Below are 21,339 nucleotides of genomic sequence, written 5' to 3' on the forward strand. Positions count from 1 at the left end.
GCCGCGCGACGCGCGCATCACATAGCGCCGTAGCTAGCGCGGCTTGGCCGCGGAGGCCGACCCGTTACCCCATCTACAGGGCATCGCGATTAGGCGGCGGTCGAAGCCTTCCGCGCCGCCTTCTCCTGCGCGGCGGCGGCCTCGTCCTTGCGGATCTCCGACAGGCGCTTCTGCACTTCCGCCGAGAAGATGTACTGCGCCGGACGCTGCTTGCTCATGTCGATCTCCGGCGCCATCGGACCCGTGGTCCTGATGCCGCGCAGCGACACCCACATCGCCTTCAGCGGGTTGTTGATGGCTGCGGTCGCCGCCGTCGGCTCGTAGCCGCAATGGGCCATGCAGTCGGCGCACTTCTCGTACTTGCCGGTGCCGTAGGTCTCCCAGTCGGTGGTGTCCATCAGCTCCTTGAAGGTCTTCGCATAGCCTTCACCGAGCAGATAGCAGGGCTTCTGCCAGCCGAAGATGTTGCGCGCGGGCATGCCCCAGGGCGTGCATTCGTATTCCTGGTTGCCGGCGAGGAAGTCGAGGAACAGGCCGGAATGCATGAAATTCCACTTCTTGCCCTTGCCCATCGCAAAGACGTCGCGGAACAGCTTCTTGGTCTTGGTGCGGTTGAGGAAGTGCTCCTGGTCCGGCGCGCGCTCATAGGCGTAGCCGGGCGACATCGAGACGCCGACGCCGAGCTCGACGGTGAGGTCCAAGAACTTGGCGATCTCCTCGGCCGGGTGGCCGTCGAAGATGGTGGCGTTGACGTTGACGGTGAAGCCGCGGGCCTTGGCTGCCTTGATCGCGGAGACGGCGCGGTCGAACACGCCCTTCTGTGACACTGCCTTGTCGTGATGCTCCTTCAGGCCATCGAGATGCACGGAGAAGAACAGATAGGGCGAGGGCTCGAACAGATCGAGCTTCTTCTCGAGCAACAACGCGTTGGTGCAGAGCGAGACGAACTTCTTGCGCGCCACGAGGCCGCGCACGATCTCGCCGATCTCCTTGTGGATCAGCGGCTCGCCGCCGGGAATGGCGACCATCGGCGCGCCGCACTCGTCGGCCGCGTCCCAGCACTCCTGTGCGGTCATGCGGCGGTTGAGGATCGCGTCCGGATAATCGATCTTGCCGCAGCCGACGCAGGCGAGGTTGCAGCGGAACAGCGGCTCCAGCATCAGCACGAGCGGATAGCGCTTGCGGCCAAGCAGCTTCTGCTTGATCAAATAGCCGCCGATACGCATTTCCTTGAAGAAGGGGATAGCCATTACAAGTTTCTTTCTGGGCTTGAAATTCGGGTGGGGTCAGCTCGCAGCCAGTTGGGCCGGAAGCCGGAATTCGATGTTTTCCTCGCGGCCGGGGAGCACCGAGACCTTGACCGGTCCGATCCGCCGCATTGCTTCGATCACGTCATCCACGAGTACCTCGGGCGCCGAAGCGCCAGCCGTCACACCGACGGTTCTGGCATCTTTCAACCACTCGGGATTGAGCGCTCTGCCGTCGGCGATCAGATAACTCGCGACACCGGCCTCAGTGCCGATCTCGCGGAGCCGGTTCGAATTCGAGCTATTGGCAGCGCCCACCACCAAGATCACGTCGACCAGCTTGCTCAAGTCCCTTACCGCAGATTGGCGGTTCTGTGTCGCATAGCAGATATCCCGGATATCCGGGCCTTGAATATCTGTAAAGCGGGCCTGCAGGGCCGAAATGATGTCCTTGGTGTCATCCACCGACAGGGTGGTCTGGGTGATATAGGCCACTGGCGTATCCGCCGGCAGCTCAAGGGCCTTAACCTCTTCAACGCTTTGGACCAGCAATACGGGGGCGGGAACCTGGCCCATGGTACCCTCGACCTCGGGGTGGCCGGCATGGCCGATCAGGATCAGAGTGCGGCCTCTGGCGATGTAGCGCTTCCCCTGATTGTGAACTTTCGTGACCAGGGGGCAGGTGGCATTGAGCACCGGAAGGTCGCGCGCGGCCGCTTCCTCCTCGACGCTGCGGGCGACGCCATGAGCGCTAAAGACCGTCACAGCCTTCGGCGGCACCTCCGACAGTTCCTCGACGAAGATCGCGCCCTTGTTTTTCAGGCTCTCGACGACGTACTTGTTGTGCACGATCTCATGGCGCACGTAGACGGGCGGGCCGTACTTCTCCAGCGCCCGTTCCACGATCTCGATCGCACGCACCACCCCCGCGCAAAAGCCGCGCGGTTGCGCCAGATAAACTTCCATTGGACGTCCATCACGCAAGTTGCACCAATCCGCTCTCAAGTTCAGGGGACACCCCGATACGAACCAATGAGTTGCAATATCCGCACCACGGCTTCGCGCACGCGGTAGCTGCCCACCGCTGTCGGGGCCCCGGTGCATGGAGGCGCAGTACTTTGTGTCAAAAAATCGGCAGCAAGGAAAGGTAGAATGAACTTTGGTTCCCCACTGGATCACTTTTGCGGTATTATAGTAGAGGGTGATTGGTCAGGAAAACGGTGGCATCGATGTTTGCCCCTTCGTCACTTTCCCGCCTCAACTCCCCGGCTATACCGACCGTCCCGCATGATTTTGCCATGGTCTTCCGCCGTTTACCTCGAACCTTCTGACGGCGATAACCACTCAAAACAGCAATAGGTTTCGGCTGGGAACTCCGTTACATAGCGGGCGTTTCCGGCAAGCTGTTAACCGCAGAAAGAAAAGTAGTGCTGCAAAGCGTCGTCGTTGCCATCGTCAGGGCCTGCACCCGGTTTGCCTCCCTCGTCGTCGTTCTCGGGCTCCTGCTGGCGGTGGGGGCGGGCTATTACACGTCCCAGCATTTCGCCATCAACACCGATATCAATTCGCTGATTGCCCAAAATCTGGACTGGCGCCAACGCGACCAGCAGTTCGATCGCGCCTTCGACCGCGATGCGACGATTACGGCGGTGGTCGAAGCCAAGACGCCGGAGATGGCGACCGCGGCGTCGGACGCACTCTATGCCAAGCTGAAGGACAACAAGACCGAGTTCCAGTCGATGCAGCAGCTCGGCACCGGCGAGTTCTTCGAGAAGAATGGCCTGTTGTTCCTGCCGACCGAGGAAGTCGCCAAGGTCACCAGCCAGTTCGAATCCGCCGCGCCCCTCATCGAGATCATGGCAGGCGATCCCTCGATCCGAGGCCTCACCGGCGCGCTCGAGACCGGACTTGCCGGCGTCAAGCGCGGGCAGGTCAAGCTCGACAACACCGAGCGGCCCTTCAACCAGATCGCGCAAACGGTCGAGACCGTGCTCAACAAGGGCAACGCGACCTTCTCCTGGCGCGAGCTCGTCAGTGACGAGCCGCTGACGGATTCGGACAAGCGCGCCTTCATCGAATTCAAGCCAGTCCTCGATTACAACGCGCTCGAGCCCGGCAAGGGGGCAACCGACGCGATCCGCAAGGCCGCAGCCGATCTGGATTTTGCCACCAAATATCAGGCGCGGGTCCGGCTGACCGGACCGGTCCCGATCGCCAATGAGGAATATGCAACCGTCCAGGAAGGCGCTGTCGTCAACGGCATCGGGACGGTGCTCGTCGTGCTGCTCATCCTGTGGCTGGCGCTGCATTCGGCGAAGATCATCTTCGCGGTGTTCGTCAATCTCTTCGTGGGTCTTGCGCTGACAACCGCCGCCGGCCTGATGATGGTGGGCTCGCTCAATTTGTTGTCGATCGCGTTCGCCGTGCTGTTCGTCGGCCTCGGCGTCGATTTCGGCATTCAGTACAGCGTCCGCTATCGCTCCGAGCGCTACAAGCACAACGATCTCTCGGGTGCGCTGATCCTGGCCGCCAAGCGCTCGGCAATTCCGTTGTCGCTGGCGGCAATGGCGACCGCAGCCGGCTTCCTCTGCTTCATCCCCACCGACTACAAGGGGATCGCCGAACTCGGCCAGATCGCCGGAGTCGGCATGCTGGTCGCGTTCGTCACCAGCATCACGGTGCTGCCGGCGATGCTGAAGCTGTTGAACCCGCCCGGTGAGAAGGAGCCGGTCGGCTATGCCTTCCTGGCGCCGCTCGATTACTTCCTGGAGAAGCACCGCGTGCTCGTCGTCGGCGGCACGATGTTTCTGGCGGTCGCCGGGCTGCCGCTGCTCTATTTCATGAAGTTCGACTTCAACCCGATGAACCTGCGCAACCCGAAGGCGGAGTCGATCGCGACCTTCCTCGATTTGCGCAAGGATCCCAACACCGGCGCCAATGCCATCAACGTGATGACCACGTCGGAAGAGCAGGCGAAGCAGGTGGAGGCGAAGCTGGAGAAGGTGCCGGAGGTGCTGCGCGTGATGTCGCTCAACAGCTTCGTTCCCGAAGACCAGCCGCCGAAGCTGAAGCTGATCGCGCAGGGCGCCAAGGTGCTGAATCCCGCGCTCAATCCCGACCAGATCGACGCCGCGCCATCGGACAAGGAAAACGTCGATGCGCTGAAATCCTCGGTCGACAATCTGCGCCGGACCGCAGGCGATGCGAAGGGCCCGGGTGCGGTCGCCTCGCGTCGGCTCGCGGACGCGCTGGAAAAGCTCGCCAATGGCGATGAAGCCACGCGGAACAAGGCGCAGGACGTGTTCATCGCGCCGATGAAGATCGTGTTCGACCAGCTCCGGAACGCGATGCAGGCCGAGCCGGTCACGCTGAAGTCATTGCCGGCAGATCTCGTCAGCGCCTGGAAGAGCAAGGACGGCATCATCCGGGTCGAGGCGTTGCCGAAGGGCGATCCCAACGATAACGACACGCTGCGCAAATTTGCGGCGGCGGTGCTCGTTGCCGAGCCGACCGCGATCGGCGGTCCGGTCTCGATCCTGAAGTCCGGCGACACCGTGGTGAAGGCGTTCATCCATGCCGGGATCTATGCGCTGCTGGTGATCGGCCTGTTGCTGTGGATCACGTTGCGCCGGTTCGTCGACGTGCTGATGACGCTGGTGCCGCTGCTGGTGGCGGGCGCGGTGACGCTCGAGATCTGCGTGCTGATCGGCTTGCCGCTCAACTTCGCCAATATCGTCGCGTTTCCGCTGCTGCTCGGCGTCGGCGTGGCCTTCAAGATCTACTATGTCGTGGCCTGGCGCTCGGGCAGGACAAACCTGCTCCAGACCAGCCTGACGCGTGCGATCTTTTTCAGCGCGCTGACAACGGCGACCGCGTTCGGCAGCCTTTGGCTGTCGAGCCATCCTGGCACGTCCAGCATGGGCAAGCTGCTCGCGCTGTCGCTGGTGACGACGCTCGCCGCCGTGCTGCTGTTTCAGCCCGCCCTAATGGGCAAACCCCGCAATCTCAGGGAGTAGGCAGATGTCGCCGACCTGGTCGGCGGCGCCCTTCTGACCGGGTTTGGCAGTGCCGGCGGCCTTCGGGGCTGCGGGCGCAGGCTGCGCCGCTGTAGCGCCCGTCGTCGCCGGGGCTTTCGGCGCCGCGCCGGTGGACTTCGGCGCGCCCTTGGCCATCGCGTTGGCGGAGCTCAAGGGAATCGGGGGGCTGACCCGGGTCCAGGTCTCGCCACCGCACAGGAATCCCATCACGCAGCCCTTGATCTCGAGCTGGTCGGTGCCAACCGGCGTGATGGTCGCGCTGTAGAGCTGGCCGTCCTTGGCGTTGTAGACCTGACCTTCCCACTGATCGGCGCCGGGCTTCTTCTTCATGTCGATCAGGGTCGCCATGCCGAGCGTGGGCCGGGTCTTTTTCGACGCGTCCGGATTGTTCTCGTCGCGGCCGCCGGGCTGTTTTTCCCAGGAAACCGCACCCCACATGCTGCCATTGCATTGGGCGACACGAATGTTGGCGACGCCATCGGCAACCCGCCAGTCGCCGGTGGGATCGGCGGCGAGCGCGGGGGTCAGGCAGGTGTAACCGCCAGCCAGTATTAGTCCGGTGTAAAGGGCTAAACGCATGATAGTTCCTTGGCAGTGCAACATGGTCTAAAGCTCTGCTTGCGAAGATGGTCCGAAAAAGGGCAAAAGGCCGCACAGACCGTTTTCAGCGACGTTCCGTTTTCAGTTGACGAGACGGCCCTCAACCGAAGTATGTAGCGGATGCACAGCCCAAATCCAGACATGTCTCAGCTGTTCGCGGACCGCCAGGCCCAGCGCAGCGCCCTGCATAATCGGCATCTGAACGAGCAGTTCGTTCGGGTTCTGAAGACCATCGGCTACGATGTCGGCTTCCAGAAGGGGCAGGGACAGTACCTCTACGACCGCGACGGGGCGCGCTATCTCGACCTCTTGTCCGGTTTTGGCGTGTTTGCGATCGGGCGCAATCATCCGGTCATGCGCGAGGCGCTCAAGAGCGTGCTCGATGCCGACCTGCCCAACCTCGTCCAGTTTGACGTCTCGGTGCTTGCCGGCGTGCTTGCCGAGCGGCTTTTGAAGTACGTCCCCTATCTCGACAAGGCGTTCTTCGCCAATTCCGGCGCCGAATGCGTCGAAGCGGCGATCAAGTTCGCCCGCGGCGCCACCGGCCGTCCGGGGATCGTCTATTGTGCCCACGGCTATCACGGCCTGACCTATGGCGCGCTGTCGCTGACCGGTGATTCGAACTTCCGCACCGGCTTCGAGCCGTTGCTGCCGGGCTGCACCTCGGTCCCGTTCAACGATCTCGCCGCGCTCGAAAAGGCGCTGGCCTCGCGCGAGGTGGCGGCCTTCGTCGTCGAGCCGATCCAAGGCAAGGGCGTCAACATGCCCAGCGACGAGTTCCTGCCGGGTGCAGCTGCGCTCTGCAAGAAATACGGCACGCTGTTCGTCGCCGACGAGATCCAGACCGGCATGGGCCGCACCGGCCGCTTCCTCGCGGTCGAGCACTGGAACGTCGAGCCCGACATGGTGCTGCTCTCGAAGTCGCTGTCCGGCGGCCATGTGCCGGTCGGCGCGGTGCTGACGCGCAAGAGCATCTTCGACAAGATCTTCAACCAGATGGACCGTGCGGTCGTGCACGGCTCGACTTTCTCCAAGAACGACCTGGCGATGGCCGCGGGCATCGCCACGCTCGACGTCATGGAGTCCGAGAAGCTGATCGAGTCCGCCGCCAAGCGCGGTGCCGAGCTGCGCCTCGCGCTCACGCGCATGGTGCCCGGCTACGAGCTGTTGAAGGAAGTCCGCGGCAAGGGCCTGATGATCGGCGTCGAGTTCGGCCCGCCGAAATCGCTGCGGCTGCGGGCGTCATGGAACGTGCTGGAGGCAGCCAACAAGGGCCTGTTCTGCCAGCTCATCACCGTGCCGCTGTTCAAGGACCACAAGATCCTCACGCAAGTCGCCGGCCATGGCAGCCACACCATCAAGCTTCTGCCGCCGCTCACCATCACCGAGGAAGATTGCGGCTGGATCGAGCGCGCCTTCGACGACGTCATCGCCGGCAGCCACAAGGTCCCCGGCGCGATCTGGTCGCTCGGCAAGACGCTGGTGGACAACGCGGTAAGGCGGTCGGCGTAACCTGATCCCTCAGGCCGCCTTGGGCTTGTTTACAGTCTCGATGCGGTCGAGCGCCTTGCCGAGATCGCGTTTGGCAATCTGGATATCGTAATCGTTCTGGAGATTGAGCCATAGCTCGGCGGTCGTACCGAGGGCTTTGGCGAGTCGAAGTGCTGTGTCGGCGGTGACCCCAGTCTGCTCGCTCGCGATTCGCTCGATTCGCGTGCGGGGAAGGCCGCATGTCTTGGCGAGCGCGCCAGCCGACATGTCTAGCGGAACCAGAAATTCCTCCCGAAGAACCTCACCAGGATGCATGGGCTTTAATTTTTTGGCCATCCTCACGTCTCCTAGTGATAGTCCACAATCTCGACCTCGGCGGCGCCCTGCGCTGTCCAGACGAAGCACACTCGGAACTGATCGTTGATCCTGATCGAGTGCTGTCCCTTGCGATCGCCCGCGGGGGCCTCAAGACGGTTGCCGGGCGGCGCCCTTAAGTCGCTGAGTTCGCTGGCTGCGTGCAGATAGCGCAATTTCCGACGCGCAACCTTCACCAGATCAGCCGGAAAGCCTTTAGGGCTTTCGCCGTCAAAGACCGCCTCAGTCGTCTTATCCCTGAAGGTCTTGATCACTCAGACAATGTATCACTATCTGATACACGGTTCAAGGTCCCGCGTATCAACGAGGCCGCTACCCCTCCACATTCGCCTTCATCGCCGCCTCGAACTTGTCGACGAACTCGGCGAGCTCGTCTGCGCCGAGATCGCTGACGGCCCAGAAGTTCAGGCCGCGATTGCCCCAGCGCCGGCAGTTGAAGCCTTGTATGGTTTCGGTCTTGGGCGGCCGGTATTCCGCGTTCGATGTCTGCGACACGAACAGATTGACCACGTGCTGCCGGCGCTTGTAGACGACCGCACCGATGGCACGGGCGTCGATATAATCGAGCCTGCCGCCGACCAGCGTAAAACCTTGTGCGGTGAGGTCGATGACGGGCGGGGCGACGTCGAGCTTGCCGTTGAACCACGGCTTCACCGTGTGCTGGTCGGTCGACACCACGTCGATGAGGTGGCCGGCCTGGAGCGAGCGCAGATGCGCGGAGACGACCTCCGACAGGATGCGCTGCTGGTCGTCCTGGCGCAGCACCAATGCGACAACGCCGGAGGCGGCGAGCGCGGAGACTGCCGAGCCCATCGCAAAGCCGCGCAGCACGGAGCGGCGGCTCGGCTGTTGACGCTGCGGCTGCGGCTGCGGCTGCGGCAGCGAAGCCTCGATACGCGCACGCAGGCTCGCCGGTGCGGTGTAGCGCAAGTCGGCGTCCGCGAGCACGCGCTGCATGTCGCGTTGGGCCGAAAGCTCCGCAGCGCAGGTCGGGCAGCTGGCGATATGAGTTTCGACCTCGCGCGCATGGCCGGCATCAAGCTCGTTGTCGAGCAGCGCGTGAAGCAGCATTCTTGCTTCGTCGCAGGTCATCTTGCTTGCTCCTCATCCGCCGTCCAGGCCGCGCGCAGCATGGCGCGGGCGCGGGCGAGGCGGGACATCACAGTGCCGACGGGGGCACCGACCGCCTCGGCGATTTCACGATAGGACAGGTTGTTGATCTCCCGCAGCACGAATGTTTCCTTGAACGGCTCGGCGAGCGCGTCGATCAGCTTGCGGATCGCGCCCGCATCGCGGCTGCGCAGCACTTCGGTTTCGGGACTGGCCTCGGCCTCCTGCCAGATCGGCGTCTGCTCGGCAGCGCCGGGCGTATCCTCGATCGCGCTGTGCCTGTGCGCGCGGCGTGCATATTCGGCATTGCAGACGTTACGCAGGATCGCCAACAGCCAGGGCTTCATCGCGGGCCCGCGATAGCTGTCGAAATGCTTCAGCGCGCGCAGATAGCACTCCTGTACCGCGTCCTCGGCATCGGAGGCGTCACGCAACAGATAGCGCGCGAGCGTGTAGACGTCGTCGAGATGGGGCAGAGCCGCCTCGCGGAAGCGTTGCGCCTTCTGCAAATCGTCGTTGGCAGGCATCGCTCCTCGCTTTGCCTCTTGTTCTGCTCGTTGCTTCGTGTCGTCGCTGTTCGTCTCGTCCCTGTTCGTCTTGTCTCCGTGTGTGGCCGAAGGCACATGAGCCCGGCCGGCGTGGGACCACCGGCCGGGCAAGACGTTGATGCCTTGGTTCGAGATGTTACTCAACCTTGATCATCCCCGTCATGTGCGGGTGCAGAGAACAAAAATATTTGTAGTCACCCGCATTGGTAAAGGTGAACGAGAACTTGTCGTCAGTGTCCAGGGTCTTGGACCTGAACTTGCCGGCCGACACCACGGTGTGGGGGATGTCGTCCCGGTTGGTCCAGGTCACGGTCGTCCCGACCTTGATCCTGAGCTCGGCCGGCTGGAAGACGAAATTGTCGATATGCACCTCCATGTCGTCGGCATGGGCGGTTGTGGCGGGTAGCAGCATGGCCGCGGCCAAAGCGAGACCGAAGGCGACACCGAGGTCGCGGCGATTGAATGTATTCATTGTCAGCTTCCGTTAGTCCTGCATCAACCCTGGAGCGGCGTGTCGATGATCGCGAGCCGCTGCTCGTTCTGCTTGAAGTTGATGCTAGCCACACCGAGCATAGCGCGGAGCTTTGCGTCCTCGACCTTCATCGGTCCGGGCGAGGGGGCAGCTCCCGGTGCCGGCTGCGGGAAGGCGGTCGAGCGCGCGGTATGGAAGGTGACGTTACCCTCGACCTTCTGCATCACCTGGTGGATGTGGCCGTTCAGCACGGTGACCGAGCCAAAGCCCTTCACCTGGTCCAGCGCGCGGGCGCCGTCCTCAGTGCCCCAGCCCCACTCGGGATAAACGGTCCAGAGCGGGATGTGGGCGAACAGCACGATCGGCGTCGATTTCGACTTGCCGCGCAGGTCGTCCTCGAGCCAGGCCAGCTGCTCGGCGCCGAGATTGCCGAGGCCTCCGGCCTTGAGGTCGACGACATTGACGAGGCCGATGAAGTGCACTCCGCCGGCGTCGAACGAATACCAGCCTGCGCCCTTGGTGCCGCGGCCGTAGCGCTCGCGATAGAACTTCACGTCCTCGTCGAGGAAGTCATGCTCGCCGGGCACGTAGTGCACGTCGAGCTTGCTCTGCGAGATGATGCGGTCGGCATTGTCGAACTCGGCGGCCTTGGACAGATGGGTGATGTCGCCAGTGTGGATCATGAACGACGGCTTGACCGGCATCGCGTTGATCTTGTTGACGGCTTCCTCCAGCGTGCCGAGCGCGTTGGGATTGGCCGGCTTGTCGAAGCCGACATGGCTGTCGCTGATCTGGAGGAAGGTCATTCCGGGCGCGACCGCGGTCGCAGCTTGCGCGGAATCGATGATGCCGAGCGAGCGCGGCACGCCACCCGTGATGGTCCAGAGCACCCCGGTGCCGGCCCAGGTCATGCATTCCAACACCTTGCGGCGGCTTAAGCCGTCCTCGCCGTGATCGTGTCCGCTCATCGCGCAGCTCCACTTCGCCCGGAATTGGGCTTCGGGGAGGTGATTGGGGGAGGAGGGGACTTATTCCCGGACGCGATGACGTTTTCGTGAGGTGGTTGGACGCGTAGCCCGTATGGAGCGTACCGGAATGCGGGCCAAATCGAGCGTCCTCTCCCGGATTCGCTACGCCCCATCGGGGCTACGCATTCACTTCGCATCCTCCAAAATCATCGTCGCGCCTTTCTCGGCGATCATCGCGGTGGGCGTGTTGGTGTTGCCCGACGTGATGGTCGGCATGATCGAGGCATCGACAATGCGAAGGCCGCCGAGACCGTAGAAGCGCAGGCGTTCGTCGACCACCGCCATGGGATCGCTCACCGCGCCCATCTTCGCGGTCCCGACGGGATGGAAGATGGTGGTGCCGATGTCGCCGGCAGCCTTGGCGAGTGAGGCATCGTCGTCGCCGACGGCGGGGCCGGGCAAATATTCGCTCGGGCGGTATTTTGCCAGCGCCTTCTGCTGCATCAGGCGGCGCGTGGTGCGGATGGCATCGGCGCCGACCTGGCGGTCGTCATCGGTTGAAAGGTAATTCGGCGCGATGATGGGCTTCTCGTCCGGCGTCGCCGAACGCAGACGTACGGTACCGCGCGAGGTCGGCTGGAGATTGCAGGCGCTCACCGTGATCGCGGGGAAGCGGTGCAGGGGATCGCCGAATTTGTCGAGCGACAGCGGCTGCACGTGGAACTGGATGTTAGCGCGCGCGCGGGTCGCATCGGAGCGGGTGAAGATGCCGAGCTGCGACGGCGCCATCGTCAGCGGCCCGCGGCGGCGGAAGGCGTAGTCGAGGCCCATCAGGCCGCGCCGAACCAGATTGTAGTAGGTCTCGTTCAGTGTGCGCACGCCCTCGACCTTGTAGATCGCGCGCTGCTGGAGATGATCCTGCAGATTGCGGCCGACCCCGGGCTTGTCCATCACGATGTCGATGCCGAGCGGTGACAGCCAGTCGGCGGGTCCGATGCCCGAGCGATGCAGCACCTGCACCGAGCCGATCGCGCCTGCCGAGAGGATCACCTCGCGCTTCGCGCGCGCCTCGATGATTTCGCCATTCTGGATGAAGCGCACACCGACGGCGCGGCCCTGCTCGATGATCAGGCGGTCGACCAGCACATGCTTTTCGAGCCGCAGGTTCGGGCGGTTCAGTACCGGCTTAAGGAAGCCGCGCGCCGACGACCAGCGCCGGCCGCGCTTCTGATTGACGTGGAAATAGCTGGTGCCTTCGTTGTCGCCGGTATTGAAATCCGGGATGCGCATGATGCCCATCTCCTCGGCTGCATCGCCCACGGCATCGAGGATGTCCCACGCCAGCCGCGGCGCCTCGATGCGCCAGCCGCCGCCGGCGCCATGATGCTCGCTCGCACCGAGGAAATGATCCTCGAGCCGTTTGAACAGCGGCAGCACGTCGTCATAACCCCAGCCGGTCATCCCGAGCTGGCGCCAGTGATCGTAATCGGCGGCCTGTCCACGCATCGAGATCATGGCGTTGATCGCCGAAGAGCCGCCGATCACCTTGCCACGGGGATAGGCGAGCGAACGGCCGTTCAGCCCGGGCTCGGCCTCGGTCCTGAACATCCAGTCCGAGCGCGGATTGCCGATGGCGAAGAGATAGCCGACGGGAATGTGGAACCAGATCCAGTTGTCGTCGCCGCCGGCTTCGAGGACGAGGACGCGATTGCTGGAATCGGCAGACAGCCGGTTGGCGAGGATGCAGCCCGCCGTGCCTGCCCCAACGACAATATAGTCAAACTCACCTTCGAGCCGCCTTGGCATTATGCTTCCATCCAACAGGAGTCATGGCCGGGCTTGTCCCGGCCATCCACGCGCTTTCCGTTCTAATAGTCAGACGTGGATGGCCGGGACAAGCCCGGCCATGACGAGAGGACAGACCTACCCCAGACCCTCCGCCAGTTGGGTGGACTGGTGCTTGCATGGTAGACAGGCCTGCATTTTCAACAAAACTTGAGACCCTCCATGCCCATCGTGAACCGCGTCGCCGACCTTCAACCCGATATTCAGGCCTGGCGCCGGGACATCCACCAGCATCCGGAGTTGCTCTACGACGTCCACCGCACCGCAGCATTCGTCGCGGACCGCCTGCGCGAATTCGGCTGCGATGAGGTCGTGACGGGCATCGGCCAGACCGGCGTGGTCGGCGTGATCAAGGGCAGCAAGGCGGCCGGCGAGGGCCTGAAGACCATCGGCCTGCGCGCCGATATGGATGCGCTGCCGGTCGAGGAGCAGACCAACCTGCCGTACGCCTCGAAGATCCCGGGCAAGATGCACGCCTGCGGCCACGACGGCCACACCGCGATGCTGCTCGGTGCTGCGCGTTATCTCGCCGAGACCCGCAACTTTGCCGGCGATGCGGTGGTGATCTTCCAGCCCGCCGAGGAGGGCGGCGCAGGTGGAGCGGCCATGGTCAAGGATGGAATGATGGAGCGCTTCGGCATCGAGCAGGTCTATGGCATGCACAACGGTCCCGGCATCCCGGTCGGCTCGTTCGCGATCCGGCCGGGTCCAATCATGGCGGCGACCGACGAGGTCGATATCATGATCGAAGGCCTCGGCGGCCATGCCGCGCGGCCGCACAAATGCGTCGATTCCGTTCTGGTTGGCGCGCAGGTGATCACGGCGCTACAGTCCATCGTCGCGCGCAGCGTCGATCCGCTGGAATCGGCCGTGATCTCGATCTGCGAATTCCACGCGGGCAATGCCCGCAACGTGATTCCGCAAACGGCAACGCTGAGGGGCACCATCCGCACGCTGTCGCCGGAGGTGCGCAAGCTGGTCGAGAAGCGCGTGCACGAGGTCGTGGCGGGCGTGGCGCAGATCACCGGCGCCAAGATCGACCTGCGCTACCAGCGGAATTATCCCGTGGTGAACAACCACGCCGCGGAGACCGAGATCGCGCGTCGCATCGCCGGGCAGGTCGCGGGCGAGGCCAATGTGCTCGAGATGCCGCCGCTGATGGGCGGCGAGGATTTCGCCTATATGCTGGAAGCGCGTCCCGGCGCCTTCATCTTCTGCGGCAACGGCGACAGCGCCGGCCTGCATCACCCCGCCTACAATTTCGACGACGAGGCGATCGTTTACGGCACCTCGTACTGGGTCAAACTGGTGGAGGGCCAACTCGCGGCGTCGTAAGCGCGGGCGGTGTCAGTCTGGTCTTTTGATCGTCGTGGCGATCTTCTGCAACGCCTCGGCATTGGCTGATACGCCGTTGCGCGAACACGGTGCGTTCGGCTCAAAGCCGAGCGCGCCGTGAATGAATTTGCGGGCGGCCTCCGACAGCGCCCAATCCATCGGGGGCTCGAAGATACTGCCGTTGACCATGTCCTTGCAAAGCATGAGCGGCACGAACTCCGCGGTGACGTTCGGCGGCAGGGCCGGCGTGTTGACGAAGGCGTTCATGATGTGAACTTCGTGTCCGGCTCGGCTGGCGAACAGGCCGAGGAGTGGCGCGAGCGTTTCATTGAGCAGCATCGCGGTGTTGCCCTGCTCTTCCGGTGTGTCCTGCCTCGCCGTGGGCTCCGGCGCCGCTTTCGTGCCGCCGGTCGAAAGCGATTGCTGCGTCGGTTGCTCGCCCGGAGGACGGGATTGCTCTGTCGTTCCGTCGAAACCGACGAAGACGAAGATGAAGTGGAGGGGGTCGGCCCGCTCCGGTAATGCTGCGATCGCCTGCGCCAGTTCGCCGAGAGTTGCGACACCTGCCGCGTCGAAATAGCCGCCATCCAAGATGTGACCTTGCCGTTTTCCGTTCTTGGTCAGAGTGCCGGCCGGGCTGATCCACGGAAAGCGGGCCCCATTATGAATTGCGGTCGATATCGCAACGTCGCGCATTGCGATCTGGTGGAAGTCATCCGCGTCGATCGCTTTGCCGAGATTGACTGTGCTGGTGAGAATCCTCCGGCCGGTCTCTTCGCTCGCGCCGTTGACGATGAGAATCGGGCGCCAGGGCTGGTCCTTCTTGGGGGCGAGCGTCAGGAAGGGTTTTTGCAGCAGATATGCGCAGTTCGTTCCACCAGCCGGGCATGAGTCGTCCCAGGCTGCCTCCCAGGCTCGTTCCAGCGCCTCGGCGCGATCGGGCAGGAATGCGAAGGGAAGGAAACGCTGAAGCAGGTCGGGAAACAGCATGCCCGTCAGGCTCGGACTCAGCGCATCGTCGCCCGTGAACTGGGGCAGGCTCTTGGCGAGCTGCCGGGGCGGGACGGCGGGCTCGACATGAAGGAAGGCAGAGTAGCCGACCGCTCCGACGCTACCGCCCGAGACCGAGCTGATCGCGAACAGGCTCTGCGCGAGCTGGCCGTTGCTCGACTGATGCAGAGCGCCCAAGACCTCCCCGGTCCAGTCTCCGGCTCGTGATGCTCCGCCCTCGGACGCAACCAGCACCATCGGAAGTGCCCCGCCTTTCAGCGGATCCTTCTGTTGTTTCCGCCAGGTCGCATAGGCCTCCGCGAGCGTGAGCCGTTCGGCGACTGCGACCGGCTCAGGACCTCGTCCGAACGCGCGACGGCCGACGGCGTGATTGTCCATCCAGAGACTGAAAACGCCCGCCGCGACCAGCGTGGCCGCAACGACGGGCAGGCGAAGACCGCCTCCGGTCTGGATCGCGATGATGGTTGGCGGGATGATCAGCCCGATGCCGATGAAGACGACAGCAGGCGCACCGAAGGCATGGCCAAATGTCACCGGCGCTAAGGTCGCGAACGCCATTAGCGCGACCGCGAGCAGCAGACTTGTGCCGATCCACCAGGGCGCAAACCCAATCCGTCTTGAGCCCGGACGAAAGCGCCTGGTCAAATCTTCGCGCTTGATCAGAAAGGCAAGGAATCCCAGTGCCACAATTACCAGGACGATGGGCAGCCCGAAATTCCTTTGCGGAATGAGCGCAATCAGGACGAGAAGGAATGGAGCAACACCGAGTATGCGAGGTACCCATTCCAGCAGTCGTCTCGGCCGCCAGCTGGTTCGGTCGAGGCCGTAGTTGAAGTCGATCAAGAGCCGCGGCCAGAGCCAGGATTGAATTCCGAGGAACAACAGCCCGAGGACGAAAGCGACGAGCTGACGTTTCGGCGCCTCGAGCGAGTCGTCTCCGATGGCACGTACGAGGTCGATGCCCTGCGGCAGAAAGGCGAGAGCCAGCGAGGCACCTAGCACGAGGATCGCCAGGGTGCCGATGCCGCGGGTTTTCTCGAATGTCCGGCGGATCAGGAGCCAGCGTCCCGTAAGGCCCTGGTAGGTATCGGCGTCGTCCTCTGGAATGCCTGCCGCAATGCCGCCGCGAACGGCCGTCAGCTCGACGGAGCCGTGATTGTTGCCGTACTTGCTGAGCAGGTCGTTGGCATAGAAGGTCACCCGGCCGGAGTTTTCGAACCGGTGAGTGCAGCCCCGCCCGATTGCGAAACGTTCACTGGTGCCCGGGACCTCGCCGCACAGGCAGAACCAGTTCTGACCTGCAAAGCGCGGTTGAATCTGGAAAATATCGGCGAGGAAATTGCGATACCCGTCGGGCCCGCACGATATAAACCAGTCCTTCCAGCGGCCGTGGGCACTGAAAGACCAGGTCTCTCCGGCCTTTACCTGCGGGCCTTCGTTCATCGTGCACTTCGAATTCACCTCGACAGGGCCGAAATGGTCCAACGCGCCATCGCATTTCGATGAGGTCGTCATGAAATGATCAGTCCCGCAAAAAAATCGATCCGGCAATCGGGGCGCGGGGACCTGACAAGGTCCGCCGGACCGTGGATCGGCGAGCATGTAATCATGCATTGAGACGAACCACAATCTGAAGATGTGGATGGCTTCCGGACAATCGACGGCAGGATGGTTTTGGGCGCGCGTCGGCAAAGCAAAAGGCCCGCTCTGCTCGGAGCGGGCCCCCTGGCTGTCAGCGGTGCCGGTCTTTGGCTCAGAAGATCCGCGAGAAGATCACGTACAGTGTGCCTGACAACAGGATGGCGACCGGCAAGGTCAGCACCCAGGCCATCACCATGTTCCTGATGGTGGCGACCTGGAGACCCGAACCGTTCGCGGCCATGGTGCCGGCGACGCCGGACGACAGCACGTGGGTGGTCGAGACCGGCAGGCCGAACACGTCGGCGGCGCCGATCGTGGCGGCGGCGACGAGCTCGGCGGAGGCACCCTGCGCGTAGGTGAGATGGGTCTTGCCGATCTTCTCGCCGACGGTCACGACGATGCGCTTCCAGCCGATCATGGTGCCGAGGCCGAGCGCGATGGCGACCGCGACCTTCACCCAGGTCGGGATGAACTTGGTCGCGCTGTCGAGCCCGCCCTTGTAGGCGTTCAAGGTCGCGACCTCGTCCTTGCTAAGGTCGTTTTCCTTGTCCTTCATCAGGAAGCGGATCGCTTCCGAAGTCAGGTACATGTCGTTGCGGGTATTGCCGACGACTTCCGCCGGCACCTTGTTCAGCGAACCGTATTTCGCGACCTGCTCGCCGACATCCTTCACCAGCACTGCCAGCGAAGGATAAGTGCCTTCGCTGATGTGACGCGAGGTGACGTACTGCGTCACCGCAGGACGGGGGTCGCCGATGATCGCATGGCCGGCGCCCTTGGCCGCAACCACCTTGGAGGCGGCTTCCGAGACCTTCGCGAACTGGGCGACCTGCGACTCCGGCAATGCGCGGTTGAGCGCATAGGCCGTGGGCACGGTGCCGATCAGGATCAGCATGATCAGGCCCATGCCCTTCTGGCCGTCGTTCGAACCGTGGGCGAAGCTGACGCCGGTGCAGGTCAGGATCAGCAGGCCGCGAATCCAGATCGGCGGGGCTTTGTTGCCCTCAGGAGCGGCATAGAGCGCCGGGTTCTTGATCATCAGCTTGAGCAGCAGCAGCAGGCCGGCGGCGCAGACGAAGCCGACCAGCGGTGACAGCAGGAGCGCATAGCCGATCTCCGTGGCCTTGCCCCAGTCCACACCCGAGGTGCCGTCGCGGCCGCGCATCAGCGCGTTCGCGACGCCGACGCCGATGATCGAGCCGATCAGCGTGTGCGAGGAGGAGGCCGGCAGGCCGAAATACCAGGTGCCGAGGTTCCAAAGGATCGCGGCGATCAGCAGCGCGAACACCATCGCGAAACCGGCGCTGGAGCCGACCTGCAGGATCAGCTCGACCGGCAGCAGCGAGACGATGCCGAAGGCCACGGCGCCGGACGAGAGCAGCACGCCGAGGAAGTTGAAGAAGCCCGACCACATCACCGCGACTTCGGCCGGCAGCGAATGGGTGTAGATCACGGTCGCAACTGCGTTGGCGGTGTCGTGGAAGCCGTTGACGAATTCGAAGCCGAGCGCGATCAGGAGGGCAACGATAAGGAGGATATAGGGCAGGTAGCTCGTGACCCGCGTGCCGGTCGCATCGACATCCGAATAGATGCTGTAGGCCACATAGAGCAGGCCCGCGGCGAGGATGCCGAAGAACAGGATCAGTGTCAGCGGATTGAAGCCCTTGTCGAGATTTGGCCGCGAGGCCGGCTGGATCGGCGCGGGATCGGCTACCGCGCGGTCGAATGCAACATCAGTCATGTCTGGACGCCCCTTAACTTTCTGTAAGGGCTATTGTCCCCGATGGATTTGAAGGCTGGATGACAAGCAGCGGTGGAAACCCGTTTTCCCGCCGTTCTTTACGCGGCGCGCGCGGCTTTCTTCTGCAACCCGGCGACGATCTTCAAATCTTCGACAAAGCGCTGATATTCCAGCACCTTGGCTTCCGGATCGGGCAACCGCAGCAGATAGGACGGGTGCACCGTCACCAGCGCCTTGTGACCGTCGGGCAGGTCGATCAGCCGGCCGCGGTTCTTTCCGATCGGGGTGATCTTGCCGAATACGCTCTGCGCGGCGGTCGCGCCCATCGCGACGATGAGATCGGGTTGGATGACGGAGACTTCCCGCTCATACCACTGTCGGCAGGCCTTTATCTCCGGCGTGTTCGGCTTCTGATGCAGGCGGATTTTGCCGCGCGGCACGAATTTGAAGTGCTTCACCGCGTTGGTGACATAGACCTTCTTGCGATCGACGCCGGCCTCCTGCAGCGCCCGGTCGAGCATCTGGCCGGCCGGACCGACGAAGGGATGGCCGGCGAGGTCTTCCTTGTCGCCGGGCTGTTCGCCGACCAGCATGATATTGGCGGACCTCGGGCCCTCGCCGAACACGGTCTGGGTCGCGTCCTTGTAGAGATGGCAGGCGCGGCAATGGGCGGCCTCCTCGCGGAGCGCTTCGAGATCGTCGGGAGCAAGCTTGCGTTTCATCGGAGCCTCCGGCCGCTTTTGAGGCTTGTGTGGATCGGTTGCGGCATTGGCGATCATGGCGCCGGTCATGCGTTCGGCGTCCTCGATCAAGGGCTTAATGATCGAAGCCTCGGGCAGGTTCCTCCAATATTTCTTCGGCATCTCCGTTTGCATCGCCTTCACCTTCAGGCGGGCCGGATTGAAGATGCTGGCGTAGTAACGCCGCCAGGTTTCCTCCAGCCGGTCTTCGCTCGGCGCCTCGCTCTTGCTGACGCCTGATGTGAACGAGAGCGCGTGGCCATCCCAATGTGCGCACAAATCCGCCGTCAGGATCGACCAGGGCATGTCGGCAAAGCGCTTGGCGAAAAACGGCGCCGCGAGCTCGACGATATGATGCTCCGGCTCGAACCACGCGACGTAATGTGCTTCGCGTTCCCTGCCGATCTCGCGGAAGCGCACGAAGGCATGCATCTTGTGCTCGTCGCGGTAGACCGCCTTTGCCATGGCCGTGACTTGCGCGACATCGGCATCGGTCGCGACCTCGATGAGGTCGTGATTGCCCTTCAGCCGAAACAGCAGGCGATAGAGGATCGCGAAACGCTCGGGATCGCGATGCAGGATCGCGGCCTTGGCGAGCTCGACGAATTTTGCAGGCACGTTGAAGGTGCCGTCGCCAGCCGCCGGCGGCGGAGGAGACGGCGAGGGCGTCGCGAACAGCTCCGCTTCGCCGCCCTGCACGGCCCAGGTGACATCGGCCGGTTTCACCTGATGAAGCACGAGGCTACGCGCGGCTTTGCGCCAGCCGTCGAAATCGGTTTCGTTCTCGAGGGTGATGTACTGCATCAGAAGCCAAATCCCAGTTGTGTTGCCTTCGGCTTGAATCGTTCGATCAGCCGTGCCTCGTCGAGGCGATGTGGCGCGGGCCGGTGATCGCTGAGGACGATGAACGGCAGCGCCTTGTTGCGGGGCACATGCAGCCGCGCGAGATCGGCGATGCGGATCGTGGTCGTGCGTCGCGTCGCGATGATGCGCTCGACCGCCTTGGTGCCGAAGCCCGGCACGCGCAACAATTCTTCGCGGCTGGCGCGGTTGACGTCGAGCGGGAAGCGGTCGCGGTGGCGCAGCGCCCAGGCGAGTTTTGGATCGATGTCGAGCGGCAGCATCGCGCTGTCGTCGACGATCTCGCCGACGTCGAAGCCGTAGAACCGCATCAGCCAATCGGCCTGATAGAGTCGGTGCTCGCGCAGCAAGGGCGGCGCGCGCAGAGGCAGCGCGCGGCTGGCATCGGGGATCGGACTGAACGCGGAATAATAGACGCGCCTCAGCCGATATGAACCGTAGAGATTGGCGCTGGTGTGGAGGATGGTGTGGTCGGAGGCCGCGTCGGCGCCGACGATCATCTGCGTGCTCTGGCCGGCCGGCGCGAAGCGCTGCGGCTTGGCTTTCGTCTTCGCGCTGCGGCTTTCCTCGGCCTCGTCCAGCTTCAGCCGCAGCCGGCCCATGGTGCGGCGGATCGCGCGCACGTCTTTCTCGGGCGCGAATTGCTGCAGGCTCGTCTCCTGTGGCATCTCGATGTTTATGGAGAGACGGTCGGCATATTTGCCGGCCTCGGAGATCAATGCATCGTCGGCCTCGGGGATAGTCTTGAGATGGATGTAGCCGCGGAAGTGATGCTCCTCGCGCAGTTTGCGCGCGACGCTCACCACCTGCTCCATGGTGTAGTCGGGGTTGCGGATGATGCCGGAGGAGAGAAACAGTCCTTCGATGTAATTGCGCCGGTAAAAGTCGAGCGTCAGCTTGACGACTTCGTCGATGGTGAAGCGGGCACGCGGCACGTTGGAGGAGGCCCGGTTGACGCAATAGAGGCAGTCGTAATTGCAGGCGTTGGTCAGCAGCACCTTGAGCAGCGAAATGCACCGGCCGTCCGGCGCGTAGGAATGGCAGATGCCCATGCCGGGCGCGGTCGAGCCCATGCCCTTGCCGTCGCTGGAATCCCGCCTCTCGGTGCCGCTGGAGGCGCAGGACGCGTCGTACTTGGCGGCGTCCGCCAGGATTTCCAGCTTGCGTTGCACGTCCATATCGGAATCCCTTTGATTCAGCTCATGAATCCCAAGGCCCGCCAATTCGATTGACTCCCGGGGTGTCGTTAGCTTTATATTAGAACATATCATGAACAAATGAGCTAGCCGCTGGTTCTCTTTTTGAGAGCCACCGGCA

General features: G+C 63.4%; 17 protein-coding genes. 3 read left to right on the top strand and 14 right to left on the bottom strand.

Annotated features, from left to right (window positions below; translation table 11 throughout):
- Positions 1–89: 89 nt before the first annotated feature.
- Positions 90–1,250: an adenosyl-hopene transferase HpnH gene (gene hpnH / locus AC0L21_RS17510; RefSeq protein WP_007593619.1), complete on the bottom strand. Its 1,161-nt coding sequence runs from the start codon at positions 1,248–1,250 to the stop codon at positions 90–92.
- Positions 1,251–1,286: 36 nt separating this feature from the next.
- The gene (ispH, locus tag AC0L21_RS17515) at positions 1,287–2,213 is read right to left on the bottom strand and encodes a 4-hydroxy-3-methylbut-2-enyl diphosphate reductase (RefSeq protein WP_473263061.1); all 927 of its coding nucleotides are present in this window, start codon (positions 2,211–2,213) and stop codon (positions 1,287–1,289) included.
- Between the two features lie 461 nt (positions 2,214–2,674).
- Here ispH and hpnN point away from each other — a divergent pair, with 461 nt between their 5' ends.
- Positions 2,675–5,263 carry a hopanoid transporter HpnN gene (gene hpnN / locus AC0L21_RS17520; RefSeq protein WP_473263062.1) on the top strand — a complete coding sequence of 863 codons (2,589 nt, stop codon included), beginning with the start codon at positions 2,675–2,677 and terminating at the stop codon, positions 5,261–5,263.
- Here hpnN and AC0L21_RS17525 read toward each other — a convergent pair.
- Entirely contained in the window at positions 5,231–5,863 is a 633-nt protein-coding gene (locus AC0L21_RS17525; protein ID WP_473263063.1) for a DUF2147 domain-containing protein, read from the bottom strand. The genes hpnN and AC0L21_RS17525 overlap by 33 nt on opposite strands.
- Before the next feature lie 141 nt (positions 5,864–6,004).
- On the opposite strand from AC0L21_RS17525, the gene hpnO reads away from it, so the two are divergent.
- Positions 6,005–7,396, top strand: coding sequence for an aminobacteriohopanetriol synthase HpnO (gene hpnO, locus AC0L21_RS17530; protein ID WP_473263064.1), 1,392 nt, complete (start codon positions 6,005–6,007; stop codon positions 7,394–7,396).
- Positions 7,397–7,405: 9 nt separating this feature from the next.
- Here hpnO and AC0L21_RS17535 read toward each other — a convergent pair whose 3' ends face one another.
- From AC0L21_RS17535 to AC0L21_RS17565, 7 genes are all read right to left on the bottom strand, one after another.
- Positions 7,406–7,711 carry a HigA family addiction module antitoxin gene (locus tag AC0L21_RS17535; protein WP_473263065.1) on the bottom strand — a complete coding sequence of 102 codons (306 nt, stop codon included), beginning with the start codon at positions 7,709–7,711 and terminating at the stop codon, positions 7,406–7,408.
- 11 nt (positions 7,712–7,722) lie between these two features.
- Entirely contained in the window at positions 7,723–8,004 is a 282-nt protein-coding gene (locus AC0L21_RS17540; RefSeq protein WP_473263067.1) for a type II toxin-antitoxin system RelE/ParE family toxin, read from the bottom strand.
- A 58-nt stretch (positions 8,005–8,062) separates the two neighbouring features.
- The gene (locus tag AC0L21_RS17545; RefSeq protein ID WP_473263068.1) at positions 8,063–8,842 is read right to left on the bottom strand and encodes an anti-sigma factor family protein; all 780 of its coding nucleotides are present in this window, start codon (positions 8,840–8,842) and stop codon (positions 8,063–8,065) included.
- Positions 8,839–9,387: a sigma-70 family RNA polymerase sigma factor gene (locus tag AC0L21_RS17550; RefSeq protein ID WP_473263069.1), complete on the bottom strand. Its 549-nt coding sequence runs from the start codon at positions 9,385–9,387 to the stop codon at positions 8,839–8,841. The genes AC0L21_RS17545 and AC0L21_RS17550 overlap by 4 nt, the downstream gene beginning before the upstream one ends.
- Before the next feature lie 157 nt (positions 9,388–9,544).
- The gene (locus AC0L21_RS17555; RefSeq protein ID WP_473263070.1) at positions 9,545–9,880 is read right to left on the bottom strand and encodes a cupredoxin domain-containing protein; all 336 of its coding nucleotides are present in this window, start codon (positions 9,878–9,880) and stop codon (positions 9,545–9,547) included.
- A gap of 23 nt (positions 9,881–9,903) precedes the next feature.
- Complete coding sequence (locus AC0L21_RS17560; RefSeq protein ID WP_473263071.1) at positions 9,904–10,848, bottom strand: metallophosphoesterase family protein; 945 nt, start codon at positions 10,846–10,848, stop codon at positions 9,904–9,906.
- 186 nt (positions 10,849–11,034) lie between these two features.
- Complete coding sequence (locus tag AC0L21_RS17565) at positions 11,035–12,654, bottom strand: GMC family oxidoreductase (RefSeq protein WP_473263072.1); 1,620 nt, start codon at positions 12,652–12,654, stop codon at positions 11,035–11,037.
- A gap of 201 nt (positions 12,655–12,855) precedes the next feature.
- On the opposite strand from AC0L21_RS17565, the gene AC0L21_RS17570 reads away from it, so the two are divergent.
- Positions 12,856–14,028, top strand: coding sequence for a M20 aminoacylase family protein (locus AC0L21_RS17570; protein ID WP_473263073.1), 1,173 nt, complete (start codon positions 12,856–12,858; stop codon positions 14,026–14,028).
- 12 nt (positions 14,029–14,040) lie between these two features.
- On the opposite strand, the gene AC0L21_RS17575 is transcribed toward AC0L21_RS17570, so the two are convergent.
- The 4 genes from AC0L21_RS17575 to AC0L21_RS17590 all read right to left on the bottom strand — a co-directional run bounded on the left by AC0L21_RS17575 (position 14,041) and on the right by AC0L21_RS17590 (position 21,200).
- Complete coding sequence (locus AC0L21_RS17575) at positions 14,041–16,554, bottom strand: hypothetical protein (protein WP_473263074.1); 2,514 nt, start codon at positions 16,552–16,554, stop codon at positions 14,041–14,043.
- Between the two features lie 238 nt (positions 16,555–16,792).
- Positions 16,793–18,421, bottom strand: a complete 1,629-nt coding sequence (locus AC0L21_RS17580) for an inorganic phosphate transporter (RefSeq protein WP_473263075.1) — start codon at positions 18,419–18,421, stop codon at positions 16,793–16,795.
- Between the two features lie 98 nt (positions 18,422–18,519).
- Positions 18,520–19,965: a UdgX family uracil-DNA binding protein gene (locus AC0L21_RS17585; RefSeq protein ID WP_473263076.1), complete on the bottom strand. Its 1,446-nt coding sequence runs from the start codon at positions 19,963–19,965 to the stop codon at positions 18,520–18,522.
- Positions 19,965–21,200: a putative DNA modification/repair radical SAM protein gene (locus tag AC0L21_RS17590; protein ID WP_473263077.1), complete on the bottom strand. Its 1,236-nt coding sequence runs from the start codon at positions 21,198–21,200 to the stop codon at positions 19,965–19,967. The genes AC0L21_RS17585 and AC0L21_RS17590 overlap by 1 nt, the downstream gene beginning before the upstream one ends.
- Positions 21,201–21,339: the final 139 nt, after the last annotated feature.

The sequence above is a fragment of the Bradyrhizobium sp. WSM4873 genome (assembly GCF_055811355.1).

Coding starts and splice junctions, on each gene's coding strand:
- hpnH (WP_007593619.1), bottom strand. CDS start 1,250: ATGGCTATCCCCTTCTTCAAGGAAATGCGTATCGGCGGCTATTTGATC.
- AC0L21_RS17555 (WP_473263070.1), bottom strand. CDS start 9,880: ATGAATACATTCAATCGCCGCGACCTCGGTGTCGCCTTCGGTCTCGCT.
- AC0L21_RS17535 (WP_473263065.1), bottom strand. CDS start 7,711: ATGGCCAAAAAATTAAAGCCCATGCATCCTGGTGAGGTTCTTCGGGAG.
- AC0L21_RS17525 (WP_473263063.1), bottom strand. CDS start 5,863: ATGCGTTTAGCCCTTTACACCGGACTAATACTGGCTGGCGGTTACACC.
- AC0L21_RS17590 (WP_473263077.1), bottom strand. CDS start 21,200: ATGGACGTGCAACGCAAGCTGGAAATCCTGGCGGACGCCGCCAAGTAC.
- AC0L21_RS17565 (WP_473263072.1), bottom strand. CDS start 12,654: ATGCCAAGGCGGCTCGAAGGTGAGTTTGACTATATTGTCGTTGGGGCA.
- AC0L21_RS17545 (WP_473263068.1), bottom strand. CDS start 8,842: ATGACCTGCGACGAAGCAAGAATGCTGCTTCACGCGCTGCTCGACAAC.
- AC0L21_RS17575 (WP_473263074.1), bottom strand. CDS start 16,554: ATGACGACCTCATCGAAATGCGATGGCGCGTTGGACCATTTCGGCCCT.
- AC0L21_RS17550 (WP_473263069.1), bottom strand. CDS start 9,387: ATGCCTGCCAACGACGATTTGCAGAAGGCGCAACGCTTCCGCGAGGCG.
- AC0L21_RS17585 (WP_473263076.1), bottom strand. CDS start 19,965: ATGCAGTACATCACCCTCGAGAACGAAACCGATTTCGACGGCTGGCGC.
- hpnO (WP_473263064.1), top strand. CDS start 6,005: ATGCACAGCCCAAATCCAGACATGTCTCAGCTGTTCGCGGACCGCCAG.
- ispH (WP_473263061.1), bottom strand. CDS start 2,213: ATGGAAGTTTATCTGGCGCAACCGCGCGGCTTTTGCGCGGGGGTGGTG.
- AC0L21_RS17580 (WP_473263075.1), bottom strand. CDS start 18,421: ATGACTGATGTTGCATTCGACCGCGCGGTAGCCGATCCCGCGCCGATC.
- AC0L21_RS17560 (WP_473263071.1), bottom strand. CDS start 10,848: ATGAGCGGACACGATCACGGCGAGGACGGCTTAAGCCGCCGCAAGGTG.
- AC0L21_RS17570 (WP_473263073.1), top strand. CDS start 12,856: ATGCCCATCGTGAACCGCGTCGCCGACCTTCAACCCGATATTCAGGCC.